Origin of the sequence: Bartonella sp. MU70NMGDW, assembly GCF_042194085.1 — a bacterium.
Taxonomy (GTDB): Bacteria; Pseudomonadota; Alphaproteobacteria; order Rhizobiales; family Rhizobiaceae; genus Bartonella; species Bartonella grahamii.
Genome location: NZ_JBHIMK010000022.1, coordinates 1 through 25,821, shown reverse-complemented (window position 1 = coordinate 25,821; position 25,821 = coordinate 1). Strand labels below are relative to the sequence as shown.

Below are 25,821 nucleotides of genomic sequence, written 5' to 3'. Positions count from 1 at the left end.
TCTTCCCATGATCAACGTGACCAATCGTACCAATATTAACATGCGGTTTTGTTCGTTCAAACTTGCTCTTCGCCATCTGAGCTCTCCATTTTCCGTCCAAGCCAAGGACTAAGTTAAAAATTAATTACCAACCTGAAATTACGCGTATTTCTTTTGAATCTCCAAAGCAACAGCCGAAGGTACAGGCTCGTAATGATCAAACTGCATTGTATACTGTGCACGCCCCTGACTCATAGAGCGAAGGGTATTCACATAACCAAACATATTTGCCAAAGGAACCATTGCATTCACAACCGTTGCAATACCGCGCGCTTCAGTTCCCGAAATCTGTCCCCGACGAGAATTGAGATCACCAATAACATCACCAACATAATCATCTGGTGTAACAACTTCCACCTTCATGATCGGTTCAAGAAGCTGCGCACCAGCCTTCTTTGCTCCATCACGAAAAGCTGCACGAGCAGCAATTTCAAAAGCCAAAACCGAGGAATCAACATCGTGATAGCCACCATCAATGAGTGTCGCTTTTACACCAAGCATAGGAAAGCCCGCAAGAGGACCTGACCCCATAACACTTTCAATCCCTTTTTGGACACCAGGAATATATTCTTTAGGAACAGCACCACCAACAATCTTTGACTCAAAAATAAAGTCATCACCATCATGAGGCTCAAAAATAATTTTTACACGAGCAAATTGACCAGCACCACCCGATTGTTTCTTATGCGTATAATCAATTTCCGCCATTTTAGTAATTGACTCACGATAAGCAACTTGAGGCTGCCCAACATTTGCTTCAACCTTAAATTCACGGCGCATACGGTCAACAATAATATCAAGATGAAGCTCACCCATTCCAGCTATAATAGTCTGACCAGATTCCTCATCCGATTTAACACGAAATGAAGGATCTTCGGCTGCCAGACGATTAAGAGCAATACCCATTTTTTCTTGATCTGCTTTTGTTTTCGGTTCAATTGCAATCTCAATAACGGGCTCTGGAAATTCCATCCGCTCCAAAATAACAGGCTTCAAAGGATCACAAAGAGTATCACCTGTTGTCGTCTCCTTAAGTCCTGCAAGAGCAACAATATCACCAGCAAATGCTTCTTCAATATCCTCACGAGAATTTGAATGCATTTGAAGCATACGCCCCAAACGCTCTTTCTTCTTTTTCACAGTATTCTCAAGAGAAATACCTTTCTGAACTTTACCTGAGTAAATACGACAGAACGTCAACGAACCAACAAAAGGATCATTCATAATTTTAAAAGCAAGCATAGATAGTGGAGCATCATCTGAAGATTCGCGTGTCGTCTCAGTCTCAGTCTTCACATCAATACCACTAATTGCCGGAACATCAACTGGAGAAGGAAGATAAGAAACAACAGCATCCAAAAGCGGCTGAATTCCCTTGTTTTTAAAAGCTGTACCACAAAGAACCGGATGAAACTGAACTTCTACTGTCCCCCTACGAATGAGAGAAACAAGCTGTTCATTGGTTGGCATAACACCTTCCAAATAAGCCTCTGTCGCAGCTTCATCAACCTCCACAGCCATCTCAATCAATTTCTCGCGATATTCTTCAGCTTTCTCTCTTAAATCAGAGGGAATTTCACTTATCACCGCCGAGGCACCAATAGAACCATCCCACTTTAAAGCCTTCATTTCTACAAGATCAACAACGCCTTCAAAGTCATTTTCAGCACCAATCGGCAACTGCAAAACAAGCGCTTTAGCACCCAACCGAGAACCAACCATCTCCACACTACGATAGAAGTCAGCTCCTATTTTGTCCATTTTATTAACAAAAACCATACGAGGCACACGATATTTCTCAGCCTGCCGCCAAACAGTTTCCGTCTGAGGCTCCACACCAGCATTTGCATCCAACAAGGCTATCGCACCATCAAGAACACGCAAAGAGCGCTCAACTTCAATCGTAAAATCAACGTGCCCTGGCGTATCAATAATATTAAAGCGACGCTTCCGACCATCACGCCCTTCCCAAAACGTCGTTGTCGCAGCAGACGTAATCGTAATACCGCGCTCCTGCTCCTGCTCCATCCAATCCATCGTAGAAGCACCATCATGGGTCTCGCCAATTTTATGATTCTTACCGGTATAGAACAGAATACGTTCAGTCATCGTAGTCTTACCAGCATCAATATGCGCCATAATACCAAAATTACGATAATCTTCAATTTTATATTCGCGAGCCATTATATTTGCCTTAGTTTAAAACTTCTACCAGCGATAGTGAGAAAAAGCACGATTAGCCTCAGCCATACGATGAACATCTTCACGCTTTTTCACGGCAGAACCGCGATTATTAGCCGCATCCATCAATTCACCAGATAAACGCTCAATCATCGTCGTTTCATTCCGACCACGTGCCGCAGCAATCAACCAACGAATAGCAAGAGCCTGACGACGATCAGGACGAACATCAATCGGAACTTGATAAGTAGCACCACCAACACGGCGTGAGCGAACCTCAATATGAGGAGCAACATTCTCTAAGGCCCGATGAAATAGAGCCACAGGATCTGTTTTTACTCTTTTTTCTACAGAATCGAGCGCACCATAAACAATACGCTCTGCAACTGATTTTTTACCATCAAACATAATGGCATTCATAAATTTCATAATAACCAAATCACCAAACTTAGGATCTGGATTAATTTCACGCTTTTCTGCTCTATGACGACGGGACATCGGCTTTGTCTCTCAATATTATTTTGGACGCTTTGCGCCATACTTTGAACGACGCTGTTTACGATTCTTGACACCCTGCGTATCAAGTAAACCACGAATAATGTGATAACGAACTCCTGGCAAATCTTTCACACGACCACCGCGAATCATCACAACAGAGTGCTCTTGAAGATTATGTCCCTCTCCAGGAATATAACCAATCACCTCAAATCCATTCGTCAAGCGAATCTTAGCAACTTTACGAAGAGCAGAATTAGGTTTCTTCGGTGTTGTTGTATAAACACGCGTACAAACACCACGCTTCTGCGGATTCGACTGCAAAGCAGGAACCTTATTACGTTTAACTGGCGCTACACGCGGTTTGCGAATCAACTGGTTTACGGTAGGCATGCAACCTTCCTCTTTTCAATCTATATTCGTCTCACCCAATCGGGCTTTTCTATTTCATTTCTATCCACTCCAAAAGAATCGGAACAGATATCTAAGTCTACACACAAAATCGGGCATACCTGCAAAAACAGTTCACCCGACCACAAGCAGAGAAGGCAATAGCCTTTTGCACTAGCATTTGCTTTTAATCTTCTTAACACCTGTGAATAATCTTTCGGTTCATATCCAAAACACCTGATCACATCCACATCGGTTATGTCCATCTCTAATAGCGAGAACACTTACATTCGTCAAGAACTAAACAGCAGAAAGTTTTTAAAAATGAAAATAAATTAAATTTTAAAACTTTAAATTTGCTTTTGCCGCTACTCTTGATAAATCAATTTACCATAGTAATATCCCTATAAATAAAAGAAGCAGCAATGTGACTGTAATAAAACATGAATGCAGTAAATTAAATTGAATTACATACTTGATATCTAATGATGAGCGCCATGAAAATAGCAACGTGGAATATTGCTGGAATAAAAGCACGACATGAAACATTATGTCAATGGCTGCAGCAAAGCCAGCCGGACATAGTCTGTTTACAGGAAATTAAAAGTATTGATGAAAATTTTCCACGCGATGCAATTGAAAATTTAGGTTACCACATAGAAACACACGGACAAAAAAGTTTTAATGGTGTTGCGATTCTCTCTAAAAAAACACCGGATGAAGTGATCCGTCGATTACCAGGCAACGATAATGATGAGCAGACACGTTACATTGAAGCTGTTTATTCAACAAACAAAGGTGTTGTTCGTGTTGCATCTCTCTATTTACCAAATGGGAATCCTATTGAGAGTAAAAAATATTCCTATAAAATAGAATGGATGGAAAGATTACATACACATGCAAAATCATTGCTTGCGTATGAAGAACCCCTTATTCTAGCGGGTGATTATAATGTCATCCCCGCTCCATTAGATGCAAAAAAACCTCAAGAATGGTATCAAGATGCCTTATTTCTTCAAGAAACAAGAAAAGTATTTCAACGTATTCTTAATTTAGGTCTTTACGATGCTATCCGGAATGTCACCGATACTCCCTCCTTCAGTTTCTGGGATTTTCAGGCGGATTCTTGGCCTAAAAATAATGGGATTCGCATTGATCATTTATTATTATCACCAGAAGCTGTTGATCAGCTTATTTGTGCTCATAGTCAAACAGAAGTAAGAGGATATCAAAAACCGTCCGACCACGTTCCTGTTTGGATTCACCTTAATATCAATTAAGAAAGTACACCCCCCATTATGAAACAACAAAAAAATTCCACTCAAAAATAATAACTATGCTACACCATGTAAACAGTATATCTTAAACAGCTAAAGTAAAGATAAATGAATGGAGGACATAAATGAAGAAATCATTATTAATGTTTATTGCAGCAACGGCCATTGGTTTCACAAGCGTCGCGCATGCTGAACATGATACTCTTGAAAAAATAAAACGAACAGGGGAAATTACTTTAGGTGTCCGTGAATCATCTGGTTTAGCCTACGCCCTTGGTAATAATAAATATGTAGGTTTTCATACAGAAATGGCAGAACGTATCATTGATGATATCTCAAAAAAAATTGGTAAACCAATTAAAATTCATTATCTTCCCATCACTTCTCAAAATAGAATTCCTCTCTTAAAAAATAAAACCTATGATTTTGAGTGCGGCTCAACAACAAATGATATTGCCCGCAGTAAAGAAGCAGCATTTGCTTATACGACATACATTGAAGAGGTTCGGATTGCTGTAAAGAAAAACTCTAACATTAAATCTCTTGACGATTTAAATGGAAAAACAGTCGCAACGACCACCGGTACAACATCTGTTCAACTTATTCGTAAAAACAAACGTGCAAAAAACATTCAGTTTAAAGTTTTAAAGGGGAAAGATCACGGAGATAGTTTTTTATTATTAGAATCTGGTAAGGCAGATGCTTTTGTTATGGATGCTTCAATTCTTGCTGGACATATTGCTAAATCAAAGAATCCATCTGATTATGTCATTCTTGATACAGTACTTTCAGTCGAACCTATCGCCTGTATGCTCAGATTAAATGACAAAAAATTTGAACAAACAATCAACGATAGTATCGTACGTCAGATTAAAGATGAATCACTTGAAAAGCTTTACAATAAGTGGTTTATGAAACCGATTCCACCTGCTAACACTGTTATGAACCTTCCCTTGTCAAAACAAACAAGATATGCTTGGGATCACCCAAATAATAAGCCTCGAGAAAGCTACACAGAGAAAGATTTATAAAATTTAATAAAGAAGAACCACACTCTTTAAAAATTGAGTGTGGTTTATATTTTAATTCACTTTTTAATAAATTTAGCCTATGTAGATGCGCTTAATTTATTGTCCTATTTGTGAATGACTAATTTGAGGGAATATCAATTAATGGACTTTTCTTTCCTTTGTAGAGATGACCTTACCCAAACACTGGTAACAGGATGCATGGGAACTCCCGGCGTAAGTCATACCTATTTAGATACACTTCTCGATGGCTTAAAAAATACGGTTATATTGTCTATCACTTCACTTATCTTAGCTGTATTGTGTGGTGTTATTATAGGAACAATGCGCACTTTACCCAAAACATCGATAATCAATTATATATTTCGCACTATCGGTGCTATTTGGGTAGAGATTATGCGTAATATTCCCCTCCTTGTACAAGTATTTTTGTGGTATTTTGTTGTTCCTAAGATTTATCCACCAGCAATGAAATTTTCCCCTATTCTCTTAATAACATGCGCATTAGGATTCTTTACATCTGCACGCATTGCAGAACAGGTTCGTTCAGGCATTGAAGCGATTCCTTCTGGACAACGTTATGCTGCTATGGCAATGGGGTTTACAACTTATCAAAGTTATCGCTATATAATACTACCACGTGCTATACGTACAATTATGCCGCCTCTTACTTCAGAAGCAATGGGCATTGTAAAAAATTCATCTATAGCATTCGCCGTTTCAATAAACGAGCTCATGCAATTTCAATACCAAGCAATTGAAGAGGTAAGCCATGTTTACGAAAACTATTTGCTTGTTACGATTCTTTATATTCTAATAGCCTTATTCGTATTCATTGTGATGACCGTCATTGAACAAATACTCAAAATTCCTAATTTTCAAACAAAGGGAAATTGAAAATGATGAATTTCATAAGCTCTCAGTTTGGACTTTATTTTCCTTTCAATTTTTCCGACTTTGATTTTTCCTTTTTTACCTTTGATGTATTTCGTTCTTACATTTTATCAGGTTTGCTCTTTAGCGTTTTTCTAACTCTTTTTGCAACGGTATTGGGGTTTGTTTTCGGCACCCTTTTAGCAATGATGCGCCTTTCTTCCATAAAACTTCTTTCTTGGTTTGCAATCGTTTACATAACAGCTATGCGTTCAATACCACTTGTGATGGTTATCTTATGGTTTTTCGTGCTTTTGCCTTTTTTAACCGGTACATCCATCGGTGCAAATAAATCAGCACTCATTACCTTTACCGCATTTGAAACGGCTTATTTTGCAGAAATTATGCGTGCTGGCATAAACTCAGTTTCGCAAGGACAAAAATATGCGGGACAAGCTCTCGGAATGACATATTGGCAAAGTATGTACATTGTCATTCTTCCTCAAGCCTTTAGGGACATGCTACCAGTTTTTTTAACACAAGTTATTATCCTTTTTCAGGATACAACCCTTGTTTATGCAATCAGTGGCAACAGTCTTTTAAATGGTTTTGATATTGCTGCTAATAATTTTGGTGTAAAGCAAGAAGCTTATATCTTAGCAGCTGTTTTCTATTTTGTTATCTGTTTTACACTGTCACAAATAGTTTTGTATTTACAAAAAAAAGTATCCATTATTCGCTAATAGGAAAAAAAATGTCTACTCATATGATCGAAATAAAAAATGTTTCTAATTGGTATGGCGAAATTAACGTCCTTAAAAACTGTACAACCAACATTAATAAAGGAGAGGTCGTTGTCGTTTGTGGTCCATCAGGATCAGGAAAGTCAACACTCATTAAAACTATTAACGCTCTCGTTCCTTTTCAAAAAGGTGAAATTTGGATTAACGGAGTACCAGTTCATTCAAAAAAAACGAATCTGCCTAAATTGCGAAGTCAGGTGGGAATGGTATTTCAACACTTCGAGCTTTTCCCCCATTTATCTGTCACAGAAAATTTGACAATTGCGCAAATCAAAGTCCTAAAACGAAGCAAAAAAGAAGCACTTGAACGTGGATTGTTGTATCTTGAACGCGTTGGGCTGATTGAACACAAAGATAAATATCCTGGTCAACTTTCTGGAGGGCAACAACAACGTGTTGCTATTGCACGTGCCTTAACTATGGATCCACTTGTCATGCTTTTTGATGAACCAACATCTGCTCTAGATCCTGAAATGGTAGGTGAAGTGCTCGATGTCATGATTAGCTTAGCAGAAGAAGGTATGACGATGATTTGTGTAACCCATGAAATGGGATTTGCACAAAAAGTCTCGGAGCGTGTTATTTTCATAGATCAAGGAACAATTCTTGAAGACTGTTCATCTAAAGAGTTCTTTTCTGATCCACAAGCGAGAACACCAAGAACGCAAGAATTTTTGTCTAAAATCTTAAGTCATTAGCCGTTATATTATCACAAAAAGCTATCTCTACTGTAAACTTAGACACAAGACAGTAGAGTTTAATAACGGATGAGAGAATGTAAAAATATTATAATCAGATGTTTAAAAACTGTTATTTTTTAAAATATCAGCAACCAGTGAAATTGCTGTACGTCTCTCAAATTCATTACAAAGAGCAAAAGCCTGTTCTTGCAAAGGGCGAATCCAATTTCTGTCTTTTACATTAGCTTTTTCATAGGCAGCAGTTAACAATGCTGCCCCACGGACAATTTTTCCTTCTTGAAGCAGCATATTTCCAAGCATTGCTTGGGCGGAAGGATTTCCTTTTTTTGCTGAAAGTTGAAACCATCGTGCTGCTTGTATAAGATTCTTCTCCCTTCCCTCTCCCTTTAAAAATATTTTTCCTAAATGATACTGAGCTTTAGAATTTCCATAGTTCACCGCAGCCTGCATATAAAGATGAGCAGCATAAGAAGGATCAGGTTTCACAGGTGATTGAGGAATACCTTTTTTTATATATCCCGCAAGTTTAACCAATGCATCAGAAACATAACTTTCATCCTCTGAACCAAGATCAGTGCCTTTTTCAACAATATATGCAAAAAAATAATATGCCTTATAATCATTTTTAGGGACACCATCACCATTTGCATAGATAGAGCCTAGTTTCCAATTCGCACCAATATGGCCTCTCTTAGCCGCACGACGTAATGCTGCAATAGCCTGATTTATATGCCCATCTTTATAAGCAGACATACCACGTTTAAAAAAATAAAACGCACCATCATTCGCTTCTTGCAAGCTATTGACATCTATTGCATAAACAGTCGAAAAAAATCCCCCTAAAATCACAACAATAGTGGCTTTTTTCCATATCTGAAACCTATTAACCATTTCCCCCCTATCTCAATTTTAATGATTATATCTGTTACAAATTTCTTTGTAGATATTTAAACCCTTTTTCTTAGTAAAAAGCACACGCGATTTCAAAATAAAAATTTTAAAAGAAAAGATCAATAAATAAAAACCATCCAAAATGTTCGATAAAATTAAGTATCCATTTTTATATATAACAAATTGATTTTTAAATATAAATCATTATCCTATATTTTGTAACACCTCCTTTAACATTCTAGGATTTATTGATTTTAAAATTTTATACGTATAAGTAAAAATCGCTCAATAAAATAACGTGCATTAAACAGCAACTTGAGAACGAAGAGAATACATGATGAATGGTAAGCATTTAAGTATAAAAAACAATACGAAAGATAGATAAATATAATGATGATCGTTAACTTATAACTTCACAACTGCCTTACCACCTTAAAGATGAAGTTTTTTGCCACCGTCAATCTATAAACAATACAGCTTTTTGCTTAACAGATTCCACCTAACATCATTTCACATGGAATTACTTCATACTTTATACACAAGCCCTACCTCAGAATACTCACCACTACATACAACAAAAATACCACATGTGTAATTTTACATGCCTTATATTGCTACTCTAAATGATGATGTTTTACAGTAATAAAACAACGTACTGATTTATAATGATAATTTACTTTTTTGCATATTGAATGAGTCCCTCGAATATCGTAAGATTCTCTTATTCAAAACCTGTTCCATGTTGAATCAATCAAAACCATCCGCTTGCACATTACAAGCAGAGAGAGCTATGTGGATAAAAACTCTGTGTAAGAAAGAACTAACAATGCCTCTCATGAACGGTCTTAAGTGCCAAGTCCTTGTCCGGATTGGGGCGGGATAGCGCCACAGCGCTTGTTACTTTACAAGCGTAAAGAAGGGGAGCTCAATAGATTTACCGTTATACTATTCATGATCTCTGTCATGAGATAGGCTTGGGTACCTTAAAAGATGTTTTTTTAATGATAAACAGAAAACAATGGATTTCAGTAGAGATTTTATGATCGTTCATGAAAAACTAACAAAAGAAAAAGTCTCTTTAAAGAAGATCTATACCAAACCTAATGGTATGAAATCATCCACAAAAAAGTAAAAAGTTGAAATCAATCCAACCGCTCTAAAGCAACAAATATCTTCTTCTGCGCTGCACGCAGTTCTACAACCCTGTTCCGTTCACGCTCAACAATTTCTGCTTTCGCATTTGCTATAAATTTGGGGTTGTTTAACTTAAGCGATATTTTCTCAATATCTTGTTCAATTTTACTGACATCTTTCCTCAAACGAACACGTTCAGCCTCCAAATCGATCAACTGTCCTAATGGTAAACAAAAAACAGCCTCTCCCAAAATCATTTGTGCCGACACTTCCGGAACTTTATCAGAGAAATCAATAACTTCAATACGCGCTAATTTTTTAAGAAGTGCATCATAACGCTTCACACGCTCTCGCGTTACTTCCCCTCCTTCAACAACAACAAGAGGTGCTTGTGTTGCCACTGGAATATTCATTTCAAAACGTACAGACCGAATCCCTGTAACGACATCAATAAGCCAATTAATATCATCAGCAGCTTCTTCATCTATCAATGTTTCCTCTGGCCATTTTGTCAATGCGAGCATATCCTCACGCTTGATGGCTTGCGTTTCTGTAAGAGACCACAACTCTTCCGTCATATGAGGCATAAAAGGATGAAGAAGTTTATAAACTTCATCTAAAACCCAAGCAGTACAAGCTTGAACCTCATTTTTAGCATCTTCATTTTCCCCCTGAAAAATAGGTTTGAGAAGCTCCAAATACCAATCACATAATGTATTCCAAACGAAACGGTAAAGTGTGGCAGCAGACTCATTAAATTTATAGTGTTCAATACCAGTCGTCACTGCTGAAATCGTTTTAGATAACTCTGTTAAAATCCAACGATTAAGCGCCAATTTTGCTTGTTCTGGCTTAAAAGTTGGATCATGCTTCACACCATTCATCTGTGCAAATCGGGTAGCATTCCACAATTTCGTAGCAAAATTACGATAACCAGCAATACGAGAAGCGTCAAGTTTTACATCACGACCTTGTGCTGCCATAATAGCTAAAGTAAACCGAAGTGCATCAGCACTATATTGATCAATAAGCTCTAAGGGATCAATAATATTTCCCTTTGATTTTGACATCTTCGCACCCTTTTGATCCCGAACAAGAGCGTGCACATAGACCGTTGGAAAAGGAACGTCACCCATAAAGTGAAGTCCCATCATCATCATACGAGCAACCCAGAAAAAAATAATATCAAATCCTGTCACAGACAAAGATGTTGGGTAAAAAGTAGATAATTCAGTCGTTTTATTTGGCCATCCTAATGTTGAAAAAGGCCAGAGAGCTGATGAAAACCAAGTATCTAAAACATCCGGATCACGGATTAATTCAACAACCTCACCATAATGAGCATAAGCTGAATCTAAAGCCTCTTTTTCACTTTTTTCAACAAAAACCGTCCCATCAGGACCATACCAAGCAGGAATCTGATGTCCCCACCACAATTGGCGAGAAATGCACCAAGGTTGAATATTTTCCATCCAATTGAAGTAAGTCTTTTTCCAGCTATCAGGAACGAACCGCGTTTTGCCTTGTTGAACAGCCTCTATCGCTGGCTTTGCTAATTCAGCAGCATGAACATACCATTGATCTGTCAAAAACGGCTCAATAAGAACACCACTGCGATCTCCATGAGGAACCATATGGGTATGATCATCAACAGAGGCTAAATATCCCTGTTCTTCCATCAAAGAAACAATCTTCTGGCGCGCAACAAAACGATCAGATTTATCGAGATTTTCTACTAACATTTTTAATTCATCTGACAAAATCAAACCATCAAAAAAGGCTTCATTTTCACGGAGAAAAATCTCGGCTTTTTGGGTAAAAATATTGATCAAGCGTAAATGATTACGCTGTCCTACTTCAAAGTCATTAAAGTCATGAGCTGGTGTGATTTTTACAGCACCACTTCCAGCTTCAGGATCAGCATGCGTATCACCAACAATTAATAACCTACGACCAACAAGTGGCAAAAGAGCATTTTTACCGATAAGATTTTTATAACGCTCATCTTCAGGATTAACAGCAATTCCTGTATCACCAAGCATTGTTTCTGGTCGTGTTGTCGCCACTGTTATAAAAGTTGTCGCATCATTTGGATCAAAAATTTTACCCTCAAGTGGATATCTAAAGTGCCACAAATGTCCTTGAACTTCTTTTTGCTCAACTTCAAGATCTGAAATAGCTGTCAACAATTTAGGATCCCAATTGACGAGGCGCTTATCCCTATATATCAACCCTTGCTTATAAAGCGTGACAAAGACTTCACGAACTGCCTGCGACAACCCCTCATCCATTGTAAACCGCTCACGCGACCAATCACATGAAACCCCAAGGCGACGCAACTGGTTTGAAATAACGCCTCCAGTTTCATAACGCCACTCCCAAATACGCTCAATAAACTTTTCTCTCCCCATTTCTTGACGCGTTGGCTCTTGGCGTTCTGCAAGTTGACGCTCTACAACCATTTGTGTAGCAATCCCAGCATGATCCATACCAGGCTGCCACAAGACGTTTCTGCCACGCATCCGCTGAAATCTAACTATTATATCTTGAATTGTCGTATTGAGCGCGTGCCCCATATGAAGTGAACCCGTAACATTAGGAGGTGGAAGCATAACGCAAAAAGGTTCTGCACCGCTTTTAGAACCAGCTCCCACTTTAAAGGCCCCACGAGTCTCCCATCTCTTTGCAACCCGTTGCTCTATAGAGGCAGCATCATAGTTTTTTTCTAACATTCTATCCATCCATAACGCCGCTGAAAAACACAATACATGATCAAATCCCGATCAAAAACCCGTGATTTTCAGCCATTCACTAGAGAGCTCGCAAAATCGCAAACAAAATTCTCATAAAATGAAAAACATAAAAATAATTAAGATGATTTTTTAATCGCTTTCACAATCTCTTCACGCAAAATATCTTCCAGCAAAATAGGCAATTTAGACTGTAACCATTCTGCTATAGCCGGACGCAACACATCCTTTGCAATCTTTTCTGCAGAAGAAATACAATATGCAGACAATTCCACATGACCATCCCCTCTAGCTTCTGACTGTGATTTCCTTATCTCATCTTCATATTCTTTTGCTTTATAAACAGAATTCCGTTCTTCAGAAGAAAGCTTCATCTTTTGCATATCCATACCAACTGTATTATTCTCTGCCTCTATATCCTCTTTCTCTTGCGTTATCTTCCCCCCTTGATTTTCAGAAGAAAGACCAATACGATCAGCTAAAGCTTTCATAGCATCATCAACCGATAAGGTTGTATCATAAATACCTCCTGATGCAGCTTCTGAACGACCTTCCGAAGCATTCACTGCAACATCTTCATTTAAAAAGTGATCAGATTGAACCGCATTTTCTTCGATTATTTCACGAATAGATGTTAAAATTTCATCCATACTTGGCTCACGTAACACGCTTGAACTCTGTACCATACTTTACAACCTCTCAAAGACGCAACAACAAATAGAATCATACTTTCAGTGTATGCAAAAGAATCATAAGATCAACATGCCTCCCGCGATATTTTCAAATATGCTTGTCATAAAGAGGGCGCTACACACAATTTTCTACACTTATAAAAATAACATCTCACCGTTCTATTTTTAAACATACTCAACTATTGATTTACCAACTTTTAAAAACTAAAATAATTTAAGATTAAAGAAATACTTTTATGCATTATCGGATATATTTAATTGTTTTTAAACCTAAATAATTTGCAGTCAATCTACCAATAGAAGATTGAACACTATAGCTTGCCACAACAGCATTACGCTCCGCCATTGCAAGCGCAATCTGAGCATTAATCAATTGAGTACGAGAATTTAAAACATCCAGCGTCGTTGCTTGCCCTACGCGATTTTCTTGAACACGGCCTTTCAGAGCAATTTCAGCAGCACGAACACTTTCACGGTAAGCAAGAACAGATGAGCGTGCGCCCTCCAACTGAAACCAAGCAGAAGTAAGTACTTGCCTAGTATTACTATGCGCCAAATCGAGTTGAAGCTGCGCCTGTCCAAGCTGTTCCCTTGATTGACGAATTTGCGCAGACGTACGCCCTCCTTCAAAGATTGGGACACTTACTGACAATCCTATTGATTTAGAAACTCCATCCTCTCCAGCACCGCTGTAGATTCGATTATAAGATGCTGTTGCAGAAAAATCAACTTTAGGGAGCAATGCTCCTTCTTTCGCCTTTACATTGTAAACACTTGCATCGACTAAATATTTAGCATAAAGGATTGCTGGATGCATCACAACGCTCATTTGGTAAGCCATATCAAGGTTGACGGGAAAATCTTTGGCTACGGGTGGGCGTTTTAACTTTTCAGGATCAGAACCAATAACTTGTCGATACACTGCCTCTGCTGCTTTTACATCAGCACGAGCAAGACTCAGCTCTGAAACAGCCACAGAACGTGCAGCTTGAGCTTGAGCAAGATCAACATGCCCTCCTTCACCCACATCAAATTTTGCTTTATTGGAACGAACTTGTTCTTCAAGAGCTGCCAAATTTTCTCTCCGAAGATCGGCAACACGACGTGCGTGATAGACATTAGCATAAGCGGTCACTGTCTCCAGAAACGTATTTTGTTCAACATTACGAAGATATTCACGCTGAGCCTGCAACTTAATTTGAGCTGAAGAAAAGATATTTTGCGTGATAAAACCATCAAATAATCTTTGATTTAATCTCACGCCTATAGATCCAGAAGTGACATAAGGACCTGTAAAAGACTTATTCCGACCATAGTTCCCAACCCCCTCAACTTGTGGCAATAACCCTGATCGCGCAATGACAACATCATCACTGGATATACGGACAGCTGCACGTTCACTATTCAACTTAGCATTATGCTTATAAGCCTTAGAAAAGGCATCCATCAATGTTTCAGCACAAACAGTATCTGATAGTAAAATACTCAACCCCAGTAATAAAGACACCTGAAACTTTTTGTTTACTCTAAACACAATACACACAATAACAAACCCCAAATAAATTACGAAATTATCTTTTATTCACAAAACAAACAAGCACTAAAACACAAAACCAGGTGTTTTTAAAAAGCAAGGAAGAGGCTTTACAGCGAGGTTAAAAGCACGACGTGCCGAAATGATCCCATCTTCTTTTATATAGATTTGTGCAACAGCAGCATTTCCGTACCCTTCAACCACAACAAGACGTCCACAGTCTTTCATTTGATCAAAGATACCTTGTGGAATAAAATCAACAGATCCCTCAATGAAAATCACATCATAAGGTCCCTCAACGGCATATCCTTGCTCTAATGGACCATGAACGACAACCACATTATCACATTGATTACGTTCTAAAGCTTCAAGAGCACGTTCAAAAAGAGATTTATTACTTTCCAACGCAATCACAGACCCTGCAAGTTTTGCAAGCAACGCTGCACAATAACCACTATTTGCACCAATATCTAAAACAACATCTGATGATTTTACAGCGGCAAGCTGTAGTAATTTCGCTAGAGATGCAGGTTTCATCAAATAGCGTGCAGGAATCCCATCTTGTACTGGACATAGAACAATGTCGGTATCAAGATAACTTAATACTTTCATATCTTCCGATACAAAATCTTCACGAGATACCGTTAAAAACGCTTCAAGAACTGATAAATCCGTTACATCAACTGTACGAATTTGATTGTCAACCATTTTGCGACGAAGCTCAGCAAAATCTGCAACCATAACGAATATTTTCTCCTAACCTACAAAAAACAAACAAAACAGCGACAAAGATGGACGAAGATCTCTTAAACTATGAGCGTTACGAAAAAGGGTGCTCCAGTCAACAATTAGATTTTAACTGTATGATCTCTCATAAAAAAATGTCTTCACAACTATAGAGGGAAATAATCTATTTTCCTATACCTCATCTCCCCTAAAAGCCGTTTCGTTTAAAATCGGCTGGAGGCCTCGCCCGGAATCGAACCGGGATACAAGGATTTGCAGTCCTCTGCGTAACCATTCCGCCACGAGGCCTCGTCAACAAACATAAAGGTTTCAATAAGGGAAGGCAACGCATCCGTCAAGGTGTAGAAATCTTCTCTCGCCTTTTTTCCTCTTATTACACAATTTATCATATTTTTTTAAAAAAAGTAATTTTATCCTTTGCAAATCAGTATTGCTTTGCTATAGCCTTTTCAACTAAATGATTGGGCACCATTCCCCGGTAGCTCAGCGGTAGAGCAACCGGCTGTTAACCGGTTGGTCGCTGGTTCGAATCCGGCCCGGGGAGCCACATTCTTTTCTATCACAAATAACTTATTGATTTTCCGTATGTTTTTTACAGTGAGGGATTCGTTAATAAAAGCTATGGAATAAGGTTTTTACAATAAAGTAGAAACGCAATATCCTACGGGATGTATTTTTTTCAATGAACGCAAAAAACCATTGATTCATTTTAAAATAGCACAAATAAGATTACTTTTTTCAAACTACCGCGCCTTTATCAGAGAGCGCTGCAATTATTTGCACATTATAAAATATGGCTTCTTTCACGAGAAGGAATTATTAAGCGCCATCAGCAATGAAAAAAATCTCATATAATTTTTTGTCCAAGGAAAAATGATTTGTACTCCATAAAGCAATTAAACTTAAAAACCTGCTCATGAAGCAATCATTTTGAAAAATGGAAGAAACAAGAATCAGGGAATATATTATCTCCATATATCCCACATAACCTCCTCCCCATCCTAAAAGCAAAAAACATCAAACAAGTCTGTAAACATTCCGGCGTCTTATCTAACAGGTTGTTCCTCCTGCTAACCACTTCAACGCTTTACAAACAACCTTGCCCTGGATATTTCATCCCACTGTCATAAAACATTTAATACATAAAGTCTTATCGGCTTTAAATTGTTAAGAATCCTGAGAAAGCCTTCAGAAATCATGACATTCTTGCTATTGTATTATGCAGTCACACGCTTTTCTAAAGAGATATCTCTTAAATTTCCCCCAAGCCCATTTCACAATAACTCCCGCAAATGATATAAAATGAAATCGATTAATCATCCCATCTTTATTTATAATAAAAGCCATACCATCATACTATTTTCCAACTCTCAATCTTAGCAATACCCCTCGCCTTTGAAAGAGTTTATAAGTATCATTTTATTGATTTCTCAAATGTTTATCTATACGATAATTTCACATATAACGTGCAAATGAATACTTTTGATTGATCCACATAAATAGCTTAAAAATGAAAAATTTTTACGATATAATGAATTATTTATATATAAAACAATGGCTTATTATTAGAAATCAATTTTTAAAATTAAAAGTTATCATTAAAGATAAAATACATCTTTTAAAAAATAATTTTATATAAATAAAATCTATTTTCATTCCCATTTTAAAAATGGAAATAAAGAAAATAAATAATCGCCTCTACAATAATAATTTCTTTTTAAAAGATTTTTAAATAATCCAAACACTTAGAGGTTTTCATTTTTTAGAAATGAAAACCTCTAAAAGACCTTCTTATTTTGGCAAGAGTATTTTATACCTCTTTTCAATTGAGAATAAATCAACAAAAGTAAAAAATCTCCAGTACATAATCTTTTTTCAAGACTTTATCTAGGCAGCCTTCTTAACTGATTTTCGAAAACGAAAAGGCTTTGCACGCTTTGCCACCGCTTTTGCTTTTTTATGCCTCTCATTTGGAGATGAAGAATTCTTTCGCTGCAACTGTGCGGCATCATCTTTTCGACCTAAAAACTGTTTTTGACGTTTAGATTTTTTAAAACGGCGTTCCTTATCGTTTTCTTTTTCTCTACTTTCTGGCAAAATTGGCTTTTCTGGAAACACTGCAAATTGTTCTGGAACTGACTCAACCGCCAATTTCATACGAATCAAGCGCTCTATAGCACGCAACCGTTCCCTTTCTATCTTCTCATCAAAAAGTGTAAGTGCTTCGCCAGATGCACCATTACGTCCTGTACGACCAATACGATGTACATAACTTTCAGCTTCATCTGGTAAGTCATAATTAATAACGTGGCTTATCCCTGGTATATCAATACCGCGTGCAGCAATATCTGTTGCCACAAGGATCCGCACAGATCTTTCACGAAAAGCTTTTAAAGCAGACTGGCGAGCACCTTGTGATTTATTCCCATGAATTGTTGCGACTGAATACCCTATCTTTGCCAAACTACGTGTAACAGAATCAGCCCCATGTTTAGTTCGGGTAAAAACAATAACCGAATTAAAAGCTGGATTTGTCAAAAGTTTACTTAAAACATTCTTTTTTTCATTCGTAGGAACACAATATAATTTTTGGCAAATCTCTACAGCCGTAGTACCTTGAGGAACAACTTCAATTTTAACAGGATCATTGAGTAAACATTTTGCAAGCACAGCAATTTCCCTCGGCATTGTTGCAGAAAAGAGTGCTGTCTGACGCTCTTGATGCAAAAGCTTTGCAATTTGCTTGACATCATGAATAAACCCCATGTCCAACATACGATCTGCTTCATCCAAAATCAAAAAACGAGATTGGGAAAGATCAACACACTTTTCACCAACAAGATCTCTCAAACGCCCTGGAGTCGCTATCAAAACATCCACACCTGCTTCCATACGTTTAATTTGTTTTAAACGTGATACGCCCCCAAAAATAAGACATGTTGAAAGATGAGCTCCCTTCGCCACAGTGCGAATCGTTTCATCAATCTGGACAGCAAGTTCACGCGTTGGAGCTAAAATCAAAGCGCGTGCAGTTTTAGGACAGCGTTTATCACCCAAAGCCAAAATCTGACTTAAAATAGGTAAACCAAAAGCCAAGGTTTTTCCAGAACCTGTCTGAGCAACACCTAAAATATCGTGTCCTTTCAACATTACTGGAATAGCTTGTTCTTGTATAGGTTTAGGTTTACTCATCCCAGCAATGAGTAAATTTTTAATCAAAAGAGTAGGCAAACCTAACTTTGTAAAAACATTTTCTTCTTTTATAGGCAAAATACAATCTTTCCTCAGCTGAAGAACTCAAAACAAGTAACCAACTGAACTCTCCACTCAAGAATCCGCGCAAGAGAAATCCCTGACATTTTAAATGAAGCAACGCTTTAAAAGCGGCCTGCGCAGCTCATGAGCACCTTGAAATCAAGATAAAGGCGTATAAACTTCACTTTAGAAAAAGCCAACAAACCAGCCTAAATGCCTTCACCCCCATTATCCCTGGATTATGATAAAAAAGCAAGAACTTTACGAAATACATTTATCATGAATAAAAAACAATATTTAGATCGTTTACTTTTTAATGATTGTGTCCATCGGTAAATGTACCTTGATAAAATCAGGATAAATCTCGAGAAAAACTGGATTTTGTAAAGTTTTTTGACCGCCATAAATTAAATACCATTGGGTTTTATCAAAAATCGCCAAAGTTTTATATCGAATGATGCGATCCTTCATCTCAAGAACTGTTGGAATTAAAGCATACAAAGTCCCGTTATCAGTTTGTAAATACTCTATATTTTCTTTATCTAAATAATAAGCACCAGAAGGCAAATCCTCAAATTTCCTATGCAACTGTTGAAGAAAATCACTACGTAAAGCACTCTCTGTTGTATTCAATCGATGTGCCATCTCTTTATAAAGTCGCTCAGGCATATAATGAGAAATAGGCGCAAAATCCCTGTTTTTTATAGCATTATTGACATCAACAACAACTTTTGAAAGTTCAGCTTTTTGTATTATTGTGGGCTGAGATGCTAAACTCTGTTGATTAACAATCAAAAAGAAAAATAGACTCAGCAGCAAATAAAAAATAGGTTTCATCATTATGCTTCTTGTTTTAGTAAAATTTCAGTTTCTCAAATAACGAAATCAAATAATGTTTGATCATCAGTAATATCACGATAACGCCAACCTAACGCTTGAAATTTTTCCTCTAAAAGACAAAAATTACCGTATTTTTTTGTTTCAATCGCAACCAATACAGAACCAAAGTTTCTCGCTGATTTTTTAAGATATTCAAAACGTACGATATCATCATCTGGTGATAATGTGGAAAGAAAATGACGCAATGCACCAGGATGTTGCGGAAAACTAAAAATAAAATATTTTCTCAACCCTTGGAAACGTAAAGAACGCTCTTTAATTTCTGGCAAACGCTCAAAATCAAAATTACCTCCTGAAATAACGAGAAGAATTTTTTTCCCCTTTAACTCTTGAGGAGGAATACTGTTAAGCGCGTCAATCGATAAAGCACCAGCCGGTTCAAGGACCACACCTTCAACATTAAGCATTTCAACCATCGTAGAACAAACACGATTTTCAGGAACCGTAATGACAGAATCAGGGGAAAATTTCTTTAGAATTGTATAGTTTAGCGCACCAATTTCAGCCACAGCAGCACCATCTACAAAAGTGTCAATATTTTCAAGCTTGACGCGTTTTCCACTCTCCAAACAAGCAAGCAAACTTGCAGCTCTTTGCGGCTCAACAAAACGAAGCTTTGTTTTCCAACCATATCCATGTAAAAACTTGCTCACCCCACTTGCCAAACCACCACCCCCTACCGGCACAATCATTAAATCTGGCTCACTTTCTCCATTGAGTTTTTTCCATTGTAAAGCAGCTTCACAGAGCACTGTTGCCTGCCCCGTAATAATGCGAATATCATCAAAAGGTGGAGCCATTACACCACCGCTCTCCACGACAAAGGATTGCGCAGCTTCATAACATTGATCAAATGTTTCACCAATTAAACGAATATCAATGAATTCTTTACCAAAAATACGTGTTTTCTCAATTTTTTGTTGTGGCGTTGTCATAGGCATAAAAATCACGCCTTTACGTTTAAAATAACGACAAACAAAAGAAACCCCTTGCGCGTGATTCCCCGCTGAAGCACAAACAAATGCAGAATCTGGTGGTAGACTGCTAAGCATTTCTGAAACAAAATTGAAAGCACCCCGAATCTTATAAGACCGCACCGGTGTTAAATCTTCACGCTTTAAATAAATTTCTGCATCATACTTTTGACTAAGAAAATCATTTCTTTGAAGTGGTGTTTCAGCAAACACGTGATGCAATCCCACCATAGCTTTTGTGACGTCTTGAATAAATTGACTCATAACACTAATCATTTCATGCTTTATTTACATTATAAAAGCTTTTTCTAGCGATAAAGAAAACTATTGTCAGTCAAAATTTCACTAAAAAAATGAAAAATGTTTCTTTTGTCATTAATTCTTGATTCAATAAAAGATATAGCTTATGAGAGAACTCTCATCGCGGACGTGATGAAAACGGTAAACATAGCAGACTTAAAATCTGCCGGTCGAAGACCTTGCGGGTTCAAGTCCCGCCGTCCGCACCAGAATACTTTAATTTCCCTTATTTCCCAATGATTTATTAAAAATCAATAAAAATCAAACCACCCTCTCAACCACCTTTCGCAACGCCATTATAACGCTATCAGACGGCACCACGATGATGCTAAAATACGAATCATTGCTGCTTTTTGAAGTACCTTTTTAGCACTTTGAACTCCTACTCATCTTTTAGGGTGGAGAGGCAGTCAATCTTGATTTTCTCATCCTTAAGGATGAGGAAATGAGTCATGTTTTTAACGTTAAGCAGCTTTCACAACAGGGCTCGATAAAATTCGCTTAGCTTCTGTTGTAACTGATTTGTAATGCTTAAACTCTTCTTCAAGGTCATTTGCATCTAACAAACGCCTCATCAATAATCCTAAGATTTCTCCAACACCAGCAGCATCATTCACGCTCTTAACAGGAGTAAGATAATACGAAGAAAAGTAAGTGAGGTATAGAATGGAGATAGATCTGAGTTTAGTAATAGCAGTTGTTATTTATTTTATTGCTAATGTGGGGTTGGCTTATACTCTTCATGACTCCTGAAAACAACGCAAAGGCTCAGAAAAGAGATAGATGAAAAAGACAAAATAATAGATAAAGAAGCTGAAATAGTACATGCACAAAAAGATATAAATCAAAAACAAGAAGAATCAATTCGAAGATTAACTGCTTCCAAGCTTATTTTTCCTTGAATGGCAGTTAAAAATTTGGCCAAAAAGTAGTTTTAAGTATTTTCTCACAAACATTTTTCAAGACAGGCAATCACAACACGCTCTGTCATAGCTCACATATAAATACGCAACAGCCTTAATGGGGGGAACATGATCATCAATACACAAACCATTCTCTGCCTTGATCTAGATACCAAGACAGGCTGGACAATTTCTCGTGTAGACAGCAATATAACGAGTGGCACTGTCAATTTTGAATCCTATCGTTTTGAAAGCAATGCCTCAAAAGGAGAAATGATTAACGCGGCATGTGCAAAAGGACATGCGCTACAAGATCACTTAGAAAACAATCTTTGGGCGAAAGCCAATCTTGTACGCAAGGCTGTTTTGAACACCCGTGAAAAAAATCTGAAAGAAAAGGCAATGAGAGAGAATTCAAGACCACTCACGTTGGTTGAAAAGCAAAAGCTTGAAGGGATTTTAATGATCTTGGAGGAACAATGAAAAACATTGCAGGTTAGCAAACTAGTAAAAATGCTGATCGTTTTGTGATTAGATGTGCGTTTAAATCGACATAAAAGCACCGTACAAAGCGATTCAAGATTTTATGATAAAAAATTTATAATATAAAACGCTCTGTACGGTCAAATTTGAGGCAAATAGACAAATTTGTAAAATTAGAATTAAAGCATATCCATTTTAAAACATCTGTTCTTAAAAAACCGTAAACAGCCCATGCGAAAGAGGTTTGTTGCAACGGCGGTGGGATATGCACCATGGAGGAAACGGAGCAGAGGAGTATTTTTACAACCTCTACGAATATGAAGACGGTACAAGAGAGTGTGAAAAATTTGATACTGATCAGTATTACAAAGCACCTAAGTAATGCGGATTTAGTACCAAAGCGCAAGTAAAAGCATGAGCTTATGGTGGTCTATTCCGAAAAGCGTTCTCAATTACAAACCTCTTATAGACGAGATCAACAGAGAGATCAAAAATTATCGAAAACCGCAGGAAATTAATATGTTTACAGATAAGCAGCTAAGAGCCTTGTTTGGCGTTATAACTTTTATATTTTTTATGTTTTTCAGGAATAAAAATTGACTTTATTCAGAATATTTTGACATTTGCGTTTGTTTCTTTGGTAATAGTCACAACGGTTTTTGCAATTTTATGCAATTCTAATATTCCTTCTGAATTGCAGAGCAACCCAAAATACAAATGCGGAAATACAACTGGTTGGAAGATATTAACACGTGATTTACAACAGTATATGCACAGACTTTTAAAGCTAATAAGTGTAGCGCTTGTCGTTTTAATTTTCCCAAATAGTTATAAGGAAACTGTTTCTTTGCCTGTCATTTCTAAGTACGTAGAGCATAAGCTTTCTTTTACATTGGATACTGTACTTTGGTACTCAGATATTGCTCTTTGGTATTCTCTTTTAGTCTGTGTATTATTTCTTATGTTACGTACACGCAGTTTAATAAATATATCTATTTACACACTACAGTGCTCCATTAAAAAGCCATAGTAAAATTCCGATTTTATAAAACTGTTCAGATTAAATGGCGTTGTCTCTTCTCAACGTTCATAGATAAAATCAACAAGGAGATAAAAAACTATCGGGGGCTGCTTAGCTTCAGAGACTAATTTTCTAGGTGAAGAGAAAGTTCAAGCTGCATCTTTGATTGTAATAATGACTTGCTTGCCAAGAAGACTCTGTGCTTTCTCTAGTGTTTGAAGCTTAGTTGGATAATTTAGATCAAGAATGCGTCTTTACCCAAACAATTGCCAATTCTGTTTTTGTGATATTCGCTTCATTAAAGGCTTCTACTACTGCAAGTTTAAGAGCATTCCACGCATCTACCGTAACCTCTACAAAGTCTTTATACTGTTGTGGCATTGGTAAAGGCAGACCACGCATAGGACAAGCTCCGTAATGCTAACCCTAAAGATTCAACAGCATTCTCTAATGCCTCAGTTCTATTTTCTCCAGCTGTTATTGCTTCTGGTACACCTGGAAAGGTTACAATAAAACTACCATCTGAATCAGATTCCAGTTTTGCTTGATAAGTATATTCCATGTTTATGTCTCCTCGTCATAATCAAAATACTTTTGAAACAAAAAATTTAAGCCTTTGAGAAAACAGCTCATACCCCCAACTACTTTTTTATTATTTTCACATAAAGTGGAGTCAAGTCATCAGATTTTATAACGGTTGTCTTGTCTCCAAAAGTTACCAAATAATGTGACCCTTTGCCTGCATCAGGAGCTTTACTGTAATGAATGCCTCTTTTTCTGGCTTCTTTACGTAATTCTCTAAGCAGCACTTCTCGTTTCATTTAGCCTCACCATTTCTTCATAAAATGAAGATCGAACAAAAAAGTTTAATACAGACTCTTAATGAAAGGATATTTACTGAAAAGTTAAAAGCAGAAATAAGAAAGCCGTACCATTTATGTGACATGGTCTTTTGATGCATGATTTGTCAAATAATATTGTAATGTAATACTTTAAAAAATATTATTAATAAACTTAAACGATTGAAAAAGTACGAATTATGTTAAGATTTTTACATATTAAATTGCTAATTTAATGGGGCTACAAATATGCTAAATAAAGTGATGTTAATTGACTATTTAGCTGCTAATACCAAAAGCAAAACAATGAATTCTGGAGCCGAGGTAGTCAATTTTCGTATGGCAACTTCTAAGACCTATATAGATAAAAGACCAATCAAAAAGTAGAGAAAACAGAATGGCATTCAGTTGTGATTTTTAATCCATATTTGGCAAAAATTGCACTTCAATATCTAAACAAAGGTTCAAAGATTTACGTAGAAGGCAAATTACAGACACGCAAATGGTAAGATAAAAATGGGCATGACCGTTACTCAACAGAGATTATCTTACCACAATTTAAAGGCGAATTATATTTACTTAATGCAAAGAAAGATTTATCGGCATCCCCTACCCCTTCACCCATTACTTCTCAAAATTATGCTATCGTTTCAAAAGCCCGACGCATGAGATTTGGGTCATCACTCAAGTCAACCTTCAGATCTATTTTAGCAAAGGCTTGATGACAGCCTATGATCTTGATTTTATCATCAAGAATAAGTTTATAATTCTCATCTGTTATCAGATGTTGAATGGATTAACTGACTTCCTCTTCATCAACACCCCAAATAATAATCTTATAAGGAGCTAAAAGTTCATTCTTAACGGCTTTGGAGAATGTATAGGTAATAAAGCTCTTTTCCATAGAGCTCTTCTTCGTCCATAGATGCCACAACGGCATTGATCTCATTGGCTTGCTTTTTCTCAAAGCTTTTGAGCATCAGTTGGTAGCTGGTAGAGCGAGATCTGAGACATCGAGTTCGACAGCATCATCTTGTGTTTTACGACGCTTGCCAACTTATGTATCAGAACATACCGCAAAGAAACACAAGGGGGCTTGTGCAGGTGCGATCGCCCTCTCATTCATATTCCTGAAGCCTAAAAGTACTGAGTTTGAATCAGCTTTTTTCGCTTTTAGTGCTCATCGAACTTGGACATAGCAAAATCTCCCAGAATTCTGAGACACCCACAGAGTGGGCTCATTTTATGATCGAACTTTAGGGTTTTCAGACCCTACTGATCGCTGCGTAGACGACCAAAAACACCTTTAAAGTATTGAAGGAATTTCACGCGATTAGCAACCAAAATGAAAGCAGTGTTTCTTATCTCTTAAAGACTGTAAGATTGGGCACTCTTCAAAAGAGAGATAATGCCAAGAACTGTCATCGTGGTTAATTATCAACCCACACAATACCTCTTGTTCAGAAAACGCACAACACGAGATAAGAAAAAATGTTGTTTGCAAAGTTCTCTCTTACCTATACAAAAAGAAAATAAAAAATTTGGAGGGCTCCTATGATAAATGACATTTACTGTATTGGACGCAATTATGTTGAACATGTTCATGAACTAG

21 protein-coding genes, 3 tRNA genes and 5 pseudogenes are annotated in these 25,821 nt (G+C 37.3%); 11 read left to right on the top strand and 18 right to left on the bottom strand.

Features of this window, described 5'->3' with window-relative positions; translation table 11 throughout:
- The 4 genes and pseudogenes from ACFIKE_RS03740 to rpsL form a co-directional block, all read right to left on the bottom strand.
- Positions 1 to 76: pseudogene (locus tag ACFIKE_RS03740) on the bottom strand (elongation factor Tu); the annotation flags it as partial.
- A 62-nt stretch (positions 77 to 138) separates the two neighbouring features.
- On the bottom strand, positions 139 to 2,223 hold the full coding sequence (gene fusA / locus ACFIKE_RS03735; protein ID WP_375627149.1) for an elongation factor G: 2,085 nt from the start codon (positions 2,221 to 2,223) through the stop codon (positions 139 to 141).
- Positions 2,224 to 2,247: 24 nt separating this feature from the next.
- Positions 2,248 to 2,718, bottom strand: a complete 471-nt coding sequence (gene rpsG / locus ACFIKE_RS03730; RefSeq protein ID WP_015856589.1) for a 30S ribosomal protein S7 — start codon at positions 2,716 to 2,718, stop codon at positions 2,248 to 2,250.
- Between the two features lie 18 nt (positions 2,719 to 2,736).
- Entirely contained in the window at positions 2,737 to 3,108 is a 372-nt protein-coding gene (gene rpsL, locus ACFIKE_RS03725) for a 30S ribosomal protein S12 (RefSeq protein WP_005773262.1), read from the bottom strand.
- Between the two features lie 494 nt (positions 3,109 to 3,602).
- Here rpsL and xth point away from each other — a divergent pair, with 494 nt between their 5' ends.
- The 5 genes from xth (at position 3,603) to ACFIKE_RS03700 (ending at position 7,784) form a co-directional block, all read left to right on the top strand.
- Positions 3,603 to 4,385 carry an exodeoxyribonuclease III gene (xth, locus tag ACFIKE_RS03720; RefSeq protein WP_375648428.1) on the top strand — a complete coding sequence of 261 codons (783 nt, stop codon included), beginning with the start codon at positions 3,603 to 3,605 and terminating at the stop codon, positions 4,383 to 4,385.
- Positions 4,386 to 4,507: 122 nt separating this feature from the next.
- Positions 4,508 to 5,413: a transporter substrate-binding domain-containing protein gene (locus ACFIKE_RS03715; protein WP_273788552.1), complete on the top strand. Its 906-nt coding sequence runs from the start codon at positions 4,508 to 4,510 to the stop codon at positions 5,411 to 5,413.
- A 141-nt stretch (positions 5,414 to 5,554) separates the two neighbouring features.
- A complete protein-coding gene (locus ACFIKE_RS03710) occupies positions 5,555 to 6,307 on the top strand; it encodes an amino acid ABC transporter permease (RefSeq protein WP_375648427.1) in 753 nt (250 codons plus the stop codon).
- Between the two features lie 2 nt (positions 6,308 to 6,309).
- On the top strand, positions 6,310 to 7,026 hold the full coding sequence (locus ACFIKE_RS03705) for an amino acid ABC transporter permease (protein WP_273788550.1): 717 nt from the start codon (positions 6,310 to 6,312) through the stop codon (positions 7,024 to 7,026).
- 11 nt (positions 7,027 to 7,037) lie between these two features.
- Positions 7,038 to 7,784, top strand: coding sequence for an amino acid ABC transporter ATP-binding protein (locus ACFIKE_RS03700; RefSeq protein WP_375626577.1), 747 nt, complete (start codon positions 7,038 to 7,040; stop codon positions 7,782 to 7,784).
- A 102-nt stretch (positions 7,785 to 7,886) separates the two neighbouring features.
- Here the strand turns inward: ACFIKE_RS03700 and ACFIKE_RS03695 are convergent, their stop codons facing one another.
- From ACFIKE_RS03695 to ACFIKE_RS03670, 6 genes are all read right to left on the bottom strand, one after another.
- The gene (locus ACFIKE_RS03695; RefSeq protein WP_375627143.1) at positions 7,887 to 8,678 is read right to left on the bottom strand and encodes a tetratricopeptide repeat protein; all 792 of its coding nucleotides are present in this window, start codon (positions 8,676 to 8,678) and stop codon (positions 7,887 to 7,889) included.
- A gap of 1,142 nt (positions 8,679 to 9,820) precedes the next feature.
- A complete protein-coding gene (locus ACFIKE_RS03690; protein WP_375626592.1) occupies positions 9,821 to 12,544 on the bottom strand; it encodes a valine--tRNA ligase in 2,724 nt (907 codons plus the stop codon).
- Positions 12,545 to 12,681: 137 nt separating this feature from the next.
- Positions 12,682 to 13,248: a DUF2497 domain-containing protein gene (locus ACFIKE_RS03685; protein WP_375626573.1), complete on the bottom strand. Its 567-nt coding sequence runs from the start codon at positions 13,246 to 13,248 to the stop codon at positions 12,682 to 12,684.
- A 247-nt stretch (positions 13,249 to 13,495) separates the two neighbouring features.
- Positions 13,496 to 14,701 (bottom strand): TolC family outer membrane protein, encoded by a 1,206-nt coding sequence (locus ACFIKE_RS03680; protein ID WP_375626590.1) that lies wholly within the window; start codon positions 14,699 to 14,701, stop codon positions 13,496 to 13,498.
- 153 nt (positions 14,702 to 14,854) lie between these two features.
- Positions 14,855 to 15,529 carry a protein-L-isoaspartate O-methyltransferase gene (locus ACFIKE_RS03675; protein WP_375627141.1) on the bottom strand — a complete coding sequence of 225 codons (675 nt, stop codon included), beginning with the start codon at positions 15,527 to 15,529 and terminating at the stop codon, positions 14,855 to 14,857.
- A gap of 220 nt (positions 15,530 to 15,749) precedes the next feature.
- A tRNA-Cys gene (locus tag ACFIKE_RS03670) sits at positions 15,750 to 15,823 on the bottom strand.
- Positions 15,824 to 16,007: 184 nt separating this feature from the next.
- Between ACFIKE_RS03670 and ACFIKE_RS03665 the strand changes: the two genes are divergently transcribed.
- Positions 16,008 to 16,082, top strand: a tRNA-Asn gene (locus ACFIKE_RS03665).
- A gap of 1,340 nt (positions 16,083 to 17,422) precedes the next feature.
- On the opposite strand, the gene ACFIKE_RS03660 is transcribed toward ACFIKE_RS03665, so the two are convergent.
- The 3 genes from ACFIKE_RS03660 to ilvA form a co-directional block, all read right to left on the bottom strand.
- The gene (locus ACFIKE_RS03660; protein WP_375626569.1) at positions 17,423 to 18,805 is read right to left on the bottom strand and encodes a DEAD/DEAH box helicase; all 1,383 of its coding nucleotides are present in this window, start codon (positions 18,803 to 18,805) and stop codon (positions 17,423 to 17,425) included.
- 291 nt (positions 18,806 to 19,096) lie between these two features.
- The gene (locus ACFIKE_RS03655; protein ID WP_375626588.1) at positions 19,097 to 19,627 is read right to left on the bottom strand and encodes a hypothetical protein; all 531 of its coding nucleotides are present in this window, start codon (positions 19,625 to 19,627) and stop codon (positions 19,097 to 19,099) included.
- Between the two features lie 35 nt (positions 19,628 to 19,662).
- On the bottom strand, positions 19,663 to 20,940 hold the full coding sequence (ilvA, locus tag ACFIKE_RS03650; RefSeq protein WP_375648426.1) for a threonine ammonia-lyase IlvA: 1,278 nt from the start codon (positions 20,938 to 20,940) through the stop codon (positions 19,663 to 19,665).
- A gap of 147 nt (positions 20,941 to 21,087) precedes the next feature.
- Here ilvA and ACFIKE_RS03645 point away from each other — a divergent pair.
- Positions 21,088 to 21,173: transfer RNA gene (locus tag ACFIKE_RS03645), tRNA-Leu, on the top strand.
- Between the two features lie 255 nt (positions 21,174 to 21,428).
- Here the strand turns inward: ACFIKE_RS03645 and ACFIKE_RS03640 are convergent.
- Positions 21,429 to 21,581 carry a hypothetical protein gene (locus ACFIKE_RS03640; RefSeq protein ID WP_375648425.1) on the bottom strand — a complete coding sequence of 51 codons (153 nt, stop codon included), beginning with the start codon at positions 21,579 to 21,581 and terminating at the stop codon, positions 21,429 to 21,431.
- Positions 21,582 to 21,995: 414 nt separating this feature from the next.
- Here ACFIKE_RS03640 and ACFIKE_RS03635 point away from each other — a divergent pair, with 414 nt between their 5' ends.
- The 3 genes and pseudogenes from ACFIKE_RS03635 to ACFIKE_RS03625 all read left to right on the top strand — a co-directional run bounded on the left by ACFIKE_RS03635 (position 21,996) and on the right by ACFIKE_RS03625 (position 23,379).
- Complete coding sequence (locus ACFIKE_RS03635) at positions 21,996 to 22,349, top strand: hypothetical protein (RefSeq protein ID WP_375626565.1); 354 nt, start codon at positions 21,996 to 21,998, stop codon at positions 22,347 to 22,349.
- Positions 22,350 to 22,535: 186 nt separating this feature from the next.
- Positions 22,536 to 22,856 (top strand): annotated as a pseudogene (locus ACFIKE_RS03630) (hypothetical protein); the annotation flags it as partial.
- Positions 22,857 to 22,868: 12 nt separating this feature from the next.
- Positions 22,869 to 23,379 (top strand): annotated as a pseudogene (locus ACFIKE_RS03625) (hypothetical protein).
- Between the two features lie 231 nt (positions 23,380 to 23,610).
- Here the strand turns inward: ACFIKE_RS03625 and ACFIKE_RS03620 are convergent.
- The 3 genes from ACFIKE_RS03620 to ACFIKE_RS03610 form a co-directional block, all read right to left on the bottom strand.
- Complete coding sequence (locus tag ACFIKE_RS03620) at positions 23,611 to 23,772, bottom strand: hypothetical protein (RefSeq protein ID WP_375648424.1); 162 nt, start codon at positions 23,770 to 23,772, stop codon at positions 23,611 to 23,613.
- Positions 23,735 to 23,932: a type II toxin-antitoxin system HicB family antitoxin gene (locus ACFIKE_RS03615; protein ID WP_375627132.1), complete on the bottom strand. Its 198-nt coding sequence runs from the start codon at positions 23,930 to 23,932 to the stop codon at positions 23,735 to 23,737. The genes ACFIKE_RS03620 and ACFIKE_RS03615 overlap by 38 nt, the downstream gene beginning before the upstream one ends.
- A 79-nt stretch (positions 23,933 to 24,011) precedes the next feature.
- A complete protein-coding gene (locus ACFIKE_RS03610; RefSeq protein WP_375626563.1) occupies positions 24,012 to 24,191 on the bottom strand; it encodes a hypothetical protein in 180 nt (59 codons plus the stop codon).
- Between the two features lie 267 nt (positions 24,192 to 24,458).
- Between ACFIKE_RS03610 and ssb the strand changes: the two are divergent.
- A pseudogene (gene ssb, locus ACFIKE_RS03605) lies at positions 24,459 to 24,931 on the top strand (single-stranded DNA-binding protein).
- Here the strand turns inward: ssb and ACFIKE_RS03600 are convergent.
- Positions 24,865 to 25,171: pseudogene (locus ACFIKE_RS03600) on the bottom strand (hypothetical protein); the annotation flags it as partial. The pseudogenes ssb and ACFIKE_RS03600 sit on opposite strands and share 67 nt — an antisense overlap.
- Positions 25,172 to 25,821 lie beyond the last annotated feature (650 nt).

Coding starts and splice junctions, on each gene's coding strand:
- fusA (WP_375627149.1), bottom strand. CDS start 2,223: ATGGCTCGCGAATATAAAATTGAAGATTATCGTAATTTTGGTATTATG.
- rpsG (WP_015856589.1), bottom strand. CDS start 2,718: ATGTCCCGTCGTCATAGAGCAGAAAAGCGTGAAATTAATCCAGATCCT.
- rpsL (WP_005773262.1), bottom strand. CDS start 3,108: ATGCCTACCGTAAACCAGTTGATTCGCAAACCGCGTGTAGCGCCAGTT.
- xth (WP_375648428.1), top strand. CDS start 3,603: ATGAAAATAGCAACGTGGAATATTGCTGGAATAAAAGCACGACATGAA.
- ACFIKE_RS03715 (WP_273788552.1), top strand. CDS start 4,508: ATGAAGAAATCATTATTAATGTTTATTGCAGCAACGGCCATTGGTTTC.
- ACFIKE_RS03710 (WP_375648427.1), top strand. CDS start 5,555: ATGGACTTTTCTTTCCTTTGTAGAGATGACCTTACCCAAACACTGGTA.
- ACFIKE_RS03705 (WP_273788550.1), top strand. CDS start 6,310: ATGATGAATTTCATAAGCTCTCAGTTTGGACTTTATTTTCCTTTCAAT.
- ACFIKE_RS03700 (WP_375626577.1), top strand. CDS start 7,038: ATGTCTACTCATATGATCGAAATAAAAAATGTTTCTAATTGGTATGGC.
- ACFIKE_RS03695 (WP_375627143.1), bottom strand. CDS start 8,678: ATGGTTAATAGGTTTCAGATATGGAAAAAAGCCACTATTGTTGTGATT.
- ACFIKE_RS03690 (WP_375626592.1), bottom strand. CDS start 12,544: ATGTTAGAAAAAAACTATGATGCTGCCTCTATAGAGCAACGGGTTGCA.
- ACFIKE_RS03685 (WP_375626573.1), bottom strand. CDS start 13,248: ATGGTACAGAGTTCAAGCGTGTTACGTGAGCCAAGTATGGATGAAATT.
- ACFIKE_RS03680 (WP_375626590.1), bottom strand. CDS start 14,701: ATGGATGCCTTTTCTAAGGCTTATAAGCATAATGCTAAGTTGAATAGT.
- ACFIKE_RS03675 (WP_375627141.1), bottom strand. CDS start 15,529: ATGGTTGCAGATTTTGCTGAGCTTCGTCGCAAAATGGTTGACAATCAA.
- ACFIKE_RS03655 (WP_375626588.1), bottom strand. CDS start 19,627: ATGAAACCTATTTTTTATTTGCTGCTGAGTCTATTTTTCTTTTTGATT.
- ilvA (WP_375648426.1), bottom strand. CDS start 20,940: ATGATTAGTGTTATGAGTCAATTTATTCAAGACGTCACAAAAGCTATG.
- ACFIKE_RS03635 (WP_375626565.1), top strand. CDS start 21,996: ATGATCATCAATACACAAACCATTCTCTGCCTTGATCTAGATACCAAG.
- ACFIKE_RS03620 (WP_375648424.1), bottom strand. CDS start 23,772: ATGCGTGGTCTGCCTTTACCAATGCCACAACAGTATAAAGACTTTGTA.
- ACFIKE_RS03615 (WP_375627132.1), bottom strand. CDS start 23,932: ATGGAATATACTTATCAAGCAAAACTGGAATCTGATTCAGATGGTAGT.
- ACFIKE_RS03610 (WP_375626563.1), bottom strand. CDS start 24,191: ATGAAACGAGAAGTGCTGCTTAGAGAATTACGTAAAGAAGCCAGAAAA.